At 69.3% G+C, this 11,641-nt stretch carries 8 protein-coding genes; all 8 read left to right on the top strand.

Annotated features, from left to right (window positions below; genetic code table 11):
• Positions 1-159: 159 nt before the first annotated feature.
• The 8 genes from IEZ21_RS41380 to IEZ21_RS41345 all read left to right on the top strand — a co-directional run bounded on the left by IEZ21_RS41380 (position 160) and on the right by IEZ21_RS41345 (position 11,600).
• Positions 160-1,341: an ROK family transcriptional regulator gene (locus IEZ21_RS41380; RefSeq protein ID WP_189326998.1), complete on the top strand. Its 1,182-nt coding sequence runs from the start codon at positions 160-162 to the stop codon at positions 1,339-1,341.
• A 166-nt stretch (positions 1,342-1,507) separates the two neighbouring features.
• A complete protein-coding gene (locus IEZ21_RS41375) occupies positions 1,508-3,025 on the top strand; it encodes a sugar ABC transporter ATP-binding protein (RefSeq protein WP_189326974.1) in 1,518 nt (505 codons plus the stop codon).
• Complete coding sequence (locus IEZ21_RS41370; RefSeq protein ID WP_189326973.1) at positions 3,022-4,041, top strand: ABC transporter permease; 1,020 nt, start codon at positions 3,022-3,024, stop codon at positions 4,039-4,041. Before IEZ21_RS41375 ends, IEZ21_RS41370 begins: the two co-directional genes overlap by 4 nt.
• Positions 4,042-4,152: 111 nt before the next feature.
• Positions 4,153-5,190 carry a substrate-binding domain-containing protein gene (locus IEZ21_RS41365; protein WP_189326972.1) on the top strand — a complete coding sequence of 346 codons (1,038 nt, stop codon included), beginning with the start codon at positions 4,153-4,155 and terminating at the stop codon, positions 5,188-5,190.
• Between the two features lie 142 nt (positions 5,191-5,332).
• Positions 5,333-6,568, top strand: a complete 1,236-nt coding sequence (locus IEZ21_RS41360) for a Gfo/Idh/MocA family protein (RefSeq protein ID WP_189326971.1) — start codon at positions 5,333-5,335, stop codon at positions 6,566-6,568.
• A 13-nt stretch (positions 6,569-6,581) separates the two neighbouring features.
• A complete protein-coding gene (locus IEZ21_RS41355) occupies positions 6,582-7,586 on the top strand; it encodes a sugar phosphate isomerase/epimerase family protein (protein ID WP_189326970.1) in 1,005 nt (334 codons plus the stop codon).
• An 84-nt stretch (positions 7,587-7,670) separates the two neighbouring features.
• Positions 7,671-10,181: a PQQ-dependent sugar dehydrogenase gene (locus IEZ21_RS41350; RefSeq protein ID WP_189326969.1), complete on the top strand. Its 2,511-nt coding sequence runs from the start codon at positions 7,671-7,673 to the stop codon at positions 10,179-10,181.
• 15 nt (positions 10,182-10,196) lie between these two features.
• The gene (locus IEZ21_RS41345) at positions 10,197-11,600 is read left to right on the top strand and encodes a ThuA domain-containing protein (protein WP_189326968.1); all 1,404 of its coding nucleotides are present in this window, start codon (positions 10,197-10,199) and stop codon (positions 11,598-11,600) included.
• Positions 11,601-11,641: the final 41 nt, after the last annotated feature.

Below are 11,641 nucleotides of genomic sequence, written 5' to 3'. Positions count from 1 at the left end.
GGCACCTGAGTCACCAGACCCCCGTCTTTGTCCTGTCAGTGGAAAAAGTCAGCGCTAATTCCTGCGCAACTTCTTCCCACTCTCGGCAACCGCTGCTACGTTCCCCTCGAAAGCACGACGAAGCTGTGCCGATGAGGCGGGGAGGGGCTCGTGAGACGTATGACGGCGCGACCCGCGAACGCCCACCAGGCGCGGCTGCTCAGGCTGTTGCGTGACGACGGGCCCAACTCCCGTGCCCAGCTGGGCGATCGGGTCGACCTCTCGCGGTCCAAGCTGGCTGTGGAGGTCGAACGTCTCCTGGAGACGGGGCTCGTGGTCGCCGACGGACTCGCCGCCTCGCGCGGTGGCCGACGTTCCCACAACATCCGGCTCGCGCCCGCTCTGCGCTTCCTCGGCGTGGACATCGGCGCGACGTCGATCGATGTGGCCGTCACCAACGCCGAGCTGGAAGTGCTGGGACACATCAACCAGCCCATGGACGTACGCGAGGGCCCGGTCGCGGTCTTCGAGCAAGTCCTGTCCATGGCGGCGAAGTTGAGGGCCTCGGGGCTCGCGGAAGGTTTCGACGGCGCCGGCATCGGCGTACCAGGACCCGTCCGTTTCCCCGAGGGTGTCCCGGTCGCCCCGCCGATCATGCCGGGCTGGGACGGGTTCCCGGTGCGCGAGGCGCTGAGCCAGGACCTCGGCTGCCCCGTCATGGTCGACAACGATGTGAACCTGATGGCCATGGGGGAGCAGCACGCGGGCGTCGCACGCTCCGTGGGCGACTTCCTCTGCGTCAAGATCGGCACCGGTATCGGCTGCGGCATCGTCGTCGGCGGTGAGGTCTACCGCGGTACGACGGGCAGCGCCGGCGACATCGGCCACATCCTCGCGGTACCGGACGGCCGCCAGTGCGCCTGCGGCAACCGGGGCTGCCTGGAAGCCCACTTCAGCGGCGCCGCCCTTGCCCGCGACGCCACGGAAGCCGCCCAGCAGGGGCTGTCGCCGGAGCTCTCCAGCCGCCTGGAGACGAACGGCAGCCTCAGCGCCGTCGACGTCGCCGCCGCGGCCGTCGCGGGCGACACCACCGCGCTCGATCTGATCCGCGAAGGCGGCTTCCGCACCGGCCAGGTCATCGCCGGACTCGTCAGCTTCTTCAACCCCGGCCTGGTGGTGATCGGCGGCGGGGTGACCGGCCTCGGCCACACCCTGCTCGCCGCGATCCGTACCCAGGTCTACCGCCAGTCGCTGCCCCTCGCGACCGGCAACCTCCCGATCGTTCTGGGGGAGTTGGGCCCCACCGCCGGAGTCATCGGCGCGGCCCGGCTCATCAGCGACCACCTGTTCTCACCCGCTTAACGCAGCACGTCAAGCTCACCAGGGCCGCACGTCACGCTCACCAGCGCCACGTAAAGCCACCAGCACGACGACACCCTGCCACCACTCCGACTCAGCACCCCGCACCGCCCCTGCCCTACCCCGCCCTGCCCTGAACCGGCCCGCACGCCCGCCAAGGGGAACCGTCATGGCATCAGAACCACCGCTGCTCACCATGTCCGGGATCACCAAGTCGTTCCCCGGCGTCCGCGCGCTCGACGGCGTCGACCTCGACGTCCAGCCCGGCGAGGTGCACTGTCTGCTCGGCCAGAACGGCGCCGGGAAGTCCACCCTCATCAAGGTCCTGGCCGGCGCCCACCAGCCCGACAACGGCACCATCAACTGGCGCGGCGACCCCGTCACCCTCCGCTCGCCGATCGCCGCGATGCGCCTCGGTATCGCCACCATCTACCAGGAACTCGACCTGGTGGAGGGCCTGTCGGTGGCCGAGAACGTCTACCTGGGCCATGAGCCGACGGCCGCCGGTTTCGTCGTACGACGCAAGGGCGCGCGCTCCTCAACTGCCGCTCTTCTCAAGCGACTTGGCCACCCGGAGATCGATCCGGCCCGGCTCGTCGGCGACCTGTCCGCCGCCCAGCAGCAGATCGTCTCCATGGCGCGGGCGCTCTCCCACGACGTACGCCTCATCGTCATGGACGAGCCGTCCGCCGCACTCGACCCCGACGAGGTCGACAACCTCTTCCGCATCGTCGGCGACCTCACCGCGGACGGCGTCGCCGTCGTCTACATCTCGCACCGCCTGGAGGAGATCCGCCGCATCGGCGACCGCGTCACGGTCCTCAAGGACGGGCGCGCGGTAGCGGGCGGGCTGCCCGCGAAGTCGACGCCGACGCGCGAGGTCGTGGCGCTGATGACGGGACGGAACGTGGAGTACGTCTTCCCCGAGCGGCCGGTGCACGACGCGCTCCCGGATCCGGTGCTCGAGGTCAAAGGCCTTGCGCGGGAAGGGGAGTTCGCACCCCTCGACCTCAGCCTCCGGCCGGGCGAGATCGTCGGCCTTGCCGGACTCGTCGGCTCCGGGCGCTCCGAGATCCTGGAGACCATCTACGGCGCACGCAAACCGACCGCAGGTCAAGTCCTCGTAGACGGAAGGCGGTTGAAGCCGGGCAGCGTACGGGACGCCGTCCGCGCCGGACTGGGACTTGCCCCCGAGGAGCGCAAGGCGCAGGCCCTGCTGATGCTGGAGTCCGTCACGCGGAACGTGTCCGTGTCCTCCATGTCCCGCTTCTCGTACGGGGGTTGGCTGGACCGCAGCGGCGAGCGGGAAGCGGCCCTCAAGGCCACGCGCGAGCTGTCGCTGCGCCCCGACAACCCCTCCGTGCCCGTGCGCACCCTCTCCGGCGGCAACCAGCAGAAGGCCGTACTGGCCCGCTGGCTGCTGCGCGGTTGCCGGGTGCTGCTGCTCGACGAGCCCACCCGCGGCGTCGACGTCGGCGCCCGCGCCGAGCTGTACGCCGTCATCCGCCGCCTCGCCGACGAAGGCCTGGCCGTGCTCCTGGTCTCCAGCGAAGTGCCCGAAGTCCTCGGGCTCGCCGACCGCGTCCTGGTGCTCCGCGAGGGCCACGTCGTGCACACGGCGCCCGCCCGGGAGCTCGACGAACCCCGCGTACTCGACCTCGTCATGGAAGGAACTCCGGCGTCATGACGCAGCACGCATCACCGCCCCGGGATGACACCCCGAAAATGTCGCCGGTGGAGGGACCCAGCCCCTGGCGGGCACTCACCGCCCGCGCCGACGTCCGCACCCTCTCGCTGCTCGGCGTACTCGCCGCCCTGATCATCATCGGCGGCATCACCAAGCCCGACCAGTTCCTCGACACCCGCAACCTCCAACTCGTCCTCACCCAGGCCTCGGTCATCGGTGTCGTCACCGTCGGCATGACCTTCGTCATCGTCTCCGGCGGCATCGACCTGTCCGTCGGCGCGATCGTCGCGCTCGCCTCCGTATGGGCCACGACCGTGGCCACCCAGGAGTACGGCTTCATCGGCATCCTCTTCACCTCGGTGATCGTCGGCGTGGGCTGCGGCCTGGTGAACGGCATGCTGATCGCGTACGGCGCAATGGTCCCGTTCATCGCGACGCTGGCCATGCTCGCCTCGGCCCGCGGGCTCGCCCTGCAGATCACCGACGGAAACACCCAGGTCGTCACGGTCCAGAGCGTGCTGGACCTCGGCGGGCGCGACGCCTACGTCCTGGGCATCCCGCCGCTGGTCATGGTCTTCGCGGTGGTCACCGTCATCGGCTGGCTGCTGCTCAACCGCACCACCTTCGGGCGGCGGACCGTGGCCGTCGGCGGCAATGCGGAAGCCGCCCGGCTCGCGGGTATCGACGTACGCCGGCAGCGGCTGTACCTGTATCTGCTCTCCGGGCTGTGCTGCGGCATCGCCGCCTTCCTGCTGATCGTGCTCGCCGGCTCGGGCCAGAACACCAACGGCAACCTGTACGAACTCGACGCCATCGCCGCCGCGATCATCGGCGGCACGCTGCTCAGCGGCGGGCGCGGCACCATCGTCGGCTCGGTGCTCGGCGTACTGATCTTCACCACGATCACCAACATCTTCGCCTTGAACAACCTGCAGAGCGACGTCCAGCAGATCGCCAAGGGCGCGATCATCGTCGCCGCCGTGCTCGTCCAGCGCCGTACCGCACATACGACTTGACGCCCGTACGGCATCCACGACTTGACGCCAGTACCGCCAGTACGACTTGAAGCCGTAGCACCAGCACGACTTGAGCCGTTTCGCACGTCCTTCACGGAAGGGTCCACCGCCATGCCAGAGTTCACCAGCCGCAGAGGACTGCTCTTCGGCACCGCCGCCGTAGGGGCCGGTGCGCTCCTCACCGGTTGCACGAGTAACGAGTCCAGCGACGAGCCGGCCTCCAACGACCAGCCCGCCGCCGACGACAAGCCAGGCAAGCCCGTCACCATCGGCTTCGCCGGCCCCCAGGCCGACCACGGCTGGCTCAACGCCATCAACGACAACGCCAAGAACCGGGCCAAGAAGTACAAGGACGTGACGCTGGAGATCACCGAGGGCTCCAACGACACCGCCGCGCAGATCGGCCAGATCGAGACCCTGATCAACAAGAAGGTCGACGTCCTGGTGGTTCTGCCCGCCGACGGCAAGGCCCTCACCCAGGTCGGGCTCCAGGCCATGCGCGCCGGCATCCCCGTCGTCAACCTCGACCGGATCTTCAACTCGCCGCAGGCGTACCGCTGTTGGATCGGCGGCGACAACTACGGCATGGGCCTGAACGCCGGTCACTACATCGGCGAGAAGCTCAAGGACAAGAAGAACGCCAAGGTCATCGAGCTCGCGGGCATCGACAACCTGGAGCTGACCCAGCAGCGTACGCAGGGCTTCGACGCGGCCCTCAAGAACTACCCGAACATCAAGAAGGTCGCCCGGCAGTCCGCGGACTTCACCGTCGAGTCCGGCCAGGCCAAGATGTCCCAGCTCCTCCAGGCCCAGTCGAACTTCGACGCCCTGTGGAACCACGACGACGACCAGGGCGTGGGTGCCCTGCGCGCCATCGACCAGGCAGGCCGCGACGACTTCCTGATGGTCGGCGGCGCGGGCGCGCTGTCCGCCTTCCAGGCCATCAAGGCCGACGACGGCGTCCTCAAGGCCACCGTCCTCTACCCGCCCACCATGGCCGCCTCCGCGATCGACCTCGCCCGCGCCCTCGGCCAGGGCAAGGGCGTGGGCGGCCTCGCCGAGTTCGAGATCCCGGCGTCCCTGACGCTCTACTCGGCAGTCGTCGACAAGGAGAACGTCGACCAGTACATGCCTACCGGCTTCAAGTGACGGCGCCCCGTCAGGGCGCGTGAGCGCCCCTTTAGGGGCGCGGGGAACTGCGCGCCCAGCCACAACGAACCCGCAGTCGTCCGACCGCATACGCGCCCCGCTCATACCCCCCACCGCGCCACAACACGAGGAGGACTCCCGCATGGGACAGCCGCAGCAGCCCGATGAGGCAGAGGCCGGGGCAGCGGTCGAGAAGCCCGACGGTGCAAGGCCGCCGCTAGGCATCGGCATGGTCGGATACGCGTTCATGGGCGCCGCCCACTCCCAGGGCTGGCGCACCGTGGGCCGCGTCTTCGACCTGCCACGCCGCCCCGTCCTCGCCGCCGTCTGCGGCCGCGACGGACAGGCCGTACGCGCGGCGGCCGACCGGCTCGGCTGGGCGGCGGCCGAGACCGACTGGCGGGCACTGATCACACGGGACGACGTCGACCTCGTCGACATCTGCACGCCCGGCGACAGCCACGCCGAGATCGCCCTTGCCGCACTGGCCGCCGGCAAGCACGTGCTGTGCGAGAAGCCCCTCGCCAACACGGTGGAGGAGGCCGAGGCGATGACCGAGGCCGCCGAAGCCGCGGCCGCACGCGGCCAGGTGGCGATGGTCGGCTTCAACTACCGCCGGGTGCCCGCCACTTCGCTCGCCCGGAAGATGGTCGCCGAGGGACGGTTGGGCGCCCTGCGCCACGTACGGGTGACGTACCTTCAGGACTGGCTGGTGGACCCACAGTTCCCGCTGACCTGGCGGCTGCGCAAGGAGACGGCGGGCTCGGGCGCGCTCGGCGACCTGGGCGCGCACATCGTCGACCTCGCGCAGTACCTCGTGGGCGAGCCGGTCGTGGGAGTGTCCGCGCTCACCGAGACCTTCGTACGGGACAGGCCGCTGCCCGGCGGACCGACCAGCGGCCTGTCCGCGGTGTCCGCCAACGGAGTCGGCCAGGTCACCGTGGACGACGCCGCCGTCTTCACCGGCCGTTTCGCCTCGGGTGCGCTTGCCTCCTTCGAGGCCACCCGGTACGCCACCGGCCGCAAGAACGTTCTGCGCATCGAACTCAACGGTGAACACGGCTCGTTGGCCTTCGACCTGGAACGGCTCAACGAACTCGAGTACCACGACCACCGCGAGCCCGGCACCCACGCCGGCTTCCGCCGCATCCTCGTCACCGAGCCCGATCACCCCTACCTGGAGGCCTGGTGGCCGCCGGGTCACGGCCTCGGCTACGAGCACTCCTTCGTCCACCAGGCCCGCGACTTGGTGACCGCCATCGCCGAAGGCAGCGCGCCGGTTCCGTCCTTCGCCGACGGACTGCAGGTGCAGCGCGTACTCGCGGCGGTCGAGGAGAGCGCCGCGAAGAACTCCGTATACACCCCCATCCCGAGTTGAGGAGGGCCGTTCCATGCCGCGCAACTTCACGCTCTTCACCGGCCAGTGGGCCGACCTGCCGCTCGAGGAGGTCTGCCGGCTCGCCCGCGACTTCGGCTACGACGGACTCGAACTCGCCTGCTGGGGCGACCACTTCGAGGTCGACAAGGCCCTCGCGGACTCCTCGTACCTGGACTCCCGGCACCAACTGCTCGACAAGTACGGCCTGAAGTGCTGGGCCATCTCCAACCACCTGGTCGGCCAGGCGGTCTGCGACGCCATCATCGACGAACGCCACCAGGCGATCCTCCCGGCCCGCATCTGGGGCGACGGCGAGGCGGAAGGCGTACGACAGCGGGCGGCGTCCGAGATCGCCGACACCGCACGCGCGGCGGCGGCCTTCGGCGTCGACACCGTCATCGGCTTCACGGGCTCCGCGATCTGGCATCTGGTCGCGATGTTCCCGCCCGCCCCCGAGTCGATGATCGAGCGCGGCTACGAGGACTTCGCCACCCGCTGGAACCCGATCCTCGACGTCTTCGACCACGAGGGCGTGCGGTTCGCCCACGAGGTCCACCCGAGCGAGATCGCGTACGACTACTGGACAACCCAGCGCGCTCTGGAGGCAGTTGACCACCGTCCGGCCTTCGGGCTGAACTTCGATCCCTCGCACTTCGTCTGGCAGGACCTCGACCCGGTCGGCTTCCTGTGGGACTTCCGCGACCGGATCTACCACGTCGACTGCAAGGAAGCGCGCAAGCGCCTCGACGGCCGCAACGGACGCCTCGGCTCGCATCTGCCGTGGGGCGACCCGCGCCGCGGCTGGGACTTCGTGTCCGCCGGCCACGGCGACGTCCCCTGGGAGGACGTCTTCCGGATGCTGCGCTCCATCGACTACAAGGGCCCCATCTCGGTCGAGTGGGAGGACGCGGGCATGGACCGCCTCCAGGGCGCGCCCGAGGCACTCACCCGGCTCAAGGCGTACGACTTCGAGCCGCCGACGGCGTCCTTCGACGCGGCGTTCGGCGGTAACGACTGATCTTTTCGGCACACCTCCGGGGTGACGGCGCACCCCGGCGTTCCGCACACACCCGTACGACCAGCCCCATCGTGGAGGCAATTCGTGCACCCGCATGTCAGAAACAGGAACACCAGAAGCCACACCAGACGCCCGAGACTTCGTGGGGCCCTCGCGTTGCTGAGCGGTCTGCTGCTCGCGGGCGCCTCACTCGGCCTTACCGCCCCCGCGGCCGGCGCAGCCGTTGCCGACCCGGGTGGCGCCCCTGCGGCGGCTGCCGAGCCCAAGGCCGAGGACTTCCAGCAGGTCACCCTCGCCAAGGGCGAACCCGAGACCGGCGAGCCCATGTCGCTCGCCGTCCTCCCGGACCGCTCGGTCCTGCACACCTCGCGCGACGGGGAGTTGCGGATCACCGATGCCGCGGGCAACACGAAGCTCGCGGGCAAGCTCGACGTGTACGCGCACGACGAGGAAGGTCTGCAGGGCATCGGCGTCGACCCCGACTTCGCCGACAACCGCTTCATCTACCTCTACTACGCGCCGCCGATGAACACCCCGGCGGGCGACGCCCCGGAGACGGGCACCGCCGCCGACTTCGCGCCCTTCGACGGCGTCAACCGGCTCTCGCGCTTCGTCCTGAAGGCCGACGGCACCCTCGACAAGGCCAGTGAGACGAAGATCCTCGACGTCCCGGCATCCCGCGGTATCTGCTGCCACGTCGGCGGCGACATCGACTTCGACGCGGCGGGGAACCTGTACCTGTCGACCGGTGACGACTCCAACCCGTTCCAGTCGGACGGCTTCACCCCCATCGACGAGCGCGCGAACCGCAACCCGGCCTTCGACGCCCAGCGCACGGCCGGCAACACCAACGACCTGCGCGGCAAGATCCTCCGCGTCAAGGTGAACGCCGACGGCTCCTACGCCATCCCCGACGGCAACCTCTTCGCGCCCGGCACGGACAAGACGCGCCCCGAGATCTACGCGATGGGCCTGCGCAACCCGTTCCGCTTCAGCGTCGACAAGGAGACGGGGATTCTGTACGTGGGCGAGTACGGCCCCGACGCCGGAGCCGCCGACCCCGCCCGTGGACCCGCGGGCCAGGTCGAGTTCGCCCGTATCACCAAGGCCGGCAACTTCGGCTGGCCGTACTGCACAGGCGACAACGACGCCTACAAGGACTACGACTTCGCGACCGGCACTTCGGGCGAGGCCTTCGACTGCGCCGCCCCCAAGAACACCTCGCCGAACAACACCGGCCTGACCGATCTGCCTCCGGCGCAGCCCGCCTGGATCCCGTACGACGGTCCGTCCGTCCCGGAGTTCGGTGACGGTTCCGAGTCCCCGATGGGCGGCCCGGTCTACCACTACGACCCGAACCTTGACTCGCCGGTCAAGTTCCCGGAGGCGTACGACGGCGACTTCTTCGCCGGGGAGTTCGGTCGCCGCTGGATCAAGCGGATCAGTTCGGACGCCGACGGCACCGTGCAGTCCATCAACAACATCCCGTGGACCGGCACCCAGGTGATGGACATGGCCTTCGGCCCGGACGGCGCGCTGTACGTCCTCGACTACGGCCTGGCGTGGTTCGGCGGCGACGAGAACTCCGCTCTGTACCGGATCGAGAACGCGACCGACGGACACTCGCCCGTGGCGCAGGCCGCGGCCGACCGTACGTCCGGACAGGCACCGCTGCGGGTGAAGTTCTCCTCTGCCGGCACCAGTGACGCCGACGGCGACTCCCTCACGTACAGCTGGGACTTCGGCGACGGCGGTACGTCCACGTCGGCGAACCCCACGCACAAGTACACGAAGAACGGGACGTACACGGCGACGCTGACGGCCAAGGACCCCAGCGGCCGTACCGGCAGCGCCAGTGTGCAGATCGTGGTGGGCAACACGGCACCGAAGGTGACCCTGGAACTGCCGCGGGACGGGCAGCTGTTCAGCTTCGGGGACGCCGTGCCGTTCAAGGTGAAGGTCACCGACCCGGAGGACGGGACCATCGACTGCGCCAAGGTCAAGGTCACGTTCATTCTCGGCCACGACAGCCACGGTCACCCGGTGACCTCGGCGAACGGCTGCACCGGCACCATCCAGACCAGCGCCGACGGCGGCCATGACGAGGACGCGAACATCTTCGGCGTCTTCGACGCGGAGTACACCGACGGCGGTGGCGGCGGCCAGGAGGCGCTCACCAGCCACGACCAGTCCGTCGTCCAGCCCACGCACCGCCAGGCCGAGCACTTCGGCAAGGCCTCGGGAGCCAAGGTGCAGACACGTGCCACCGCGCACGGCGGTGAGACCGTCGGCGACATCAACAACGGCGACTGGATCTCCTTCGAGCCCTACGCCCTGAGCAACGCCACGAAGATCACGGCGCGGGTCGCCTCCGCCGGCACGGGCGGAAAGCTCGAGATCCGCGCGGGCTCACCCAAGGGACGCGTCCTCGGCACCGCGACCGTTCCGGTGACGGGCGGCTGGGAGAACTACCAGGACGTCAGTACGTCCCTGAAGGGCGCACCACGCGGGACGACCACGCTCTACCTCGTGTTCAAGGGGCGTGGCACCGGAGCGCTGTACGAGGTCGACGACTTCACGTTCACGACCGGCTGAGGGGGGTGCGACGCGATGCGAGCAACAGGTAGAACGGTGACCGCGCTGTTAGGCGCCGCCCTGCTCATCGGGTGTGTGTCGGGGCCGGCCTCGTCCAAAGGGCCTGAGCCCACGTCGAAGGAGGGCGGCATCAAGGGCCGTGCCGGCGATCGGGTCCTGGTGTTCTCCAAGACCGCCGGGTTCCGGCACGACTCCATCCCGGACGGGATCGCCGCGGTGAAGGACCTCGGCGCCGCGAACGGATTCGCCGTGGACGCGACGGAGGACGGGGCGGCCTTCACCTCCCGCAACCTCGCCAAGTACGACGCCGTCGTGTTCCTGTCCACCACCGGCGATGTGCTCAACGAGATCCAACAGCGCGCCTTCGAGAGCTACGTCCGGCGCGGGGGCGGCTATGTCGGCGTCCATGCCGCCGCCGACACCGAGTACGACTGGGCCTTCTACGGAGGCCTGGTGGGCGCCTACTTCAAGTCGCACCCGGCGATCCAGCCCGCGACTGTCCACGTCGAGGACCATGCGCATCCGGCCACCTCGCACCTGGGCGAGTCCTGGAACCGTACGGACGAGTGGTACGACTACCGCTCCAATCCGCGGGAACGCACCCATGTCCTGGCCTCGCTCGACGAGTCGTCGTACACCGGCGGCACGATGAACGGCGATCATCCGATCGCCTGGTGCCAGAACTACCAGGGCGGCCGTGCCTTCTACACCGGGGTCGGCCACACCAAGGAGTCGTACGCGGATCCCGCCGTCCGGCAGCACCTGCTGGGCGGGGTCCGCTGGGCGATCGGGGCCGCGGAGGCCGACTGCCGCCCGGAGAACGGTTACCAGCCGCTCTTCGACGGCACGGAGGCGTCACTGTCCGCCTGGAAGCAGGCGGGGCCGGGTTCGTTCACCCTCGGCGACGACGGCACGCTGACGTCGTCGGGTGGCCTGGGCATGCTCTGGTACGGCGCCTCGGGGTTCCGTTCGTACTCGCTGAAGCTCGACTGGAAGATGGCGAGTGCCTCCGGTGACGACAACTCCGGTGTCTTCGTGGGCTTCCCGGCCTCCGACGATCCCTGGTCGGCGGTCAACAACGGGTACGAGATCCAGATCGACGCGACCGACGCCCCCGATCGCACCACCGGGGCCGTGTACAGCTTCCAGTCCGCCGACATCAAAAAGCGCGACCGTGCGCTGAACCCGCCGGGGGAGTGGAACACGTACGAGATCCGCGTGGAGGGCGAACGGCTCCGCGTCTATCTCAACGGCGTGAAGATCAACGATTTCACCAACACCGATCCCGCGCGAAGCCTGCGCGACGGTCATGTCGGCATCCAGAACCACGGGGCCGACGACCAGGTGTCCTTCCGCGACATCCGGATCAAGAAACTGCCCGCGAAGACGTCGACACGGTCGGCTCCACCGGGTGACTGAGCGACGGCGGGCGGGGGACGCCGGACTTCCGCCCGCCGTCT

It is taken from the genome of Streptomyces flaveus, assembly GCF_014647675.1.
GTDB lineage: Bacteria > Actinomycetota > Actinomycetes > Streptomycetales > Streptomycetaceae > Streptomyces > Streptomyces flaveus.
Note: the sequence above shows the minus strand (reverse complement) of the source record. Positions and strands in the feature narration are given on the sequence as shown.

Bases quoted from the DNA above. Each gene is read 5' to 3' on its own strand.
- IEZ21_RS41370 (WP_189326973.1), top strand. From the start codon at position 3,022: ATGACGCAGCACGCATCACCGCCCCGGGATGACACCCCGAAAATGTCG.
- IEZ21_RS41380 (WP_189326998.1), top strand. From the start codon at position 160: ATGACGGCGCGACCCGCGAACGCCCACCAGGCGCGGCTGCTCAGGCTG.
- IEZ21_RS41345 (WP_189326968.1), top strand. From the start codon at position 10,197: ATGCGAGCAACAGGTAGAACGGTGACCGCGCTGTTAGGCGCCGCCCTG.
- IEZ21_RS41355 (WP_189326970.1), top strand. From the start codon at position 6,582: ATGCCGCGCAACTTCACGCTCTTCACCGGCCAGTGGGCCGACCTGCCG.
- IEZ21_RS41360 (WP_189326971.1), top strand. From the start codon at position 5,333: ATGGGACAGCCGCAGCAGCCCGATGAGGCAGAGGCCGGGGCAGCGGTC.
- IEZ21_RS41365 (WP_189326972.1), top strand. From the start codon at position 4,153: ATGCCAGAGTTCACCAGCCGCAGAGGACTGCTCTTCGGCACCGCCGCC.
- IEZ21_RS41375 (WP_189326974.1), top strand. From the start codon at position 1,508: ATGGCATCAGAACCACCGCTGCTCACCATGTCCGGGATCACCAAGTCG.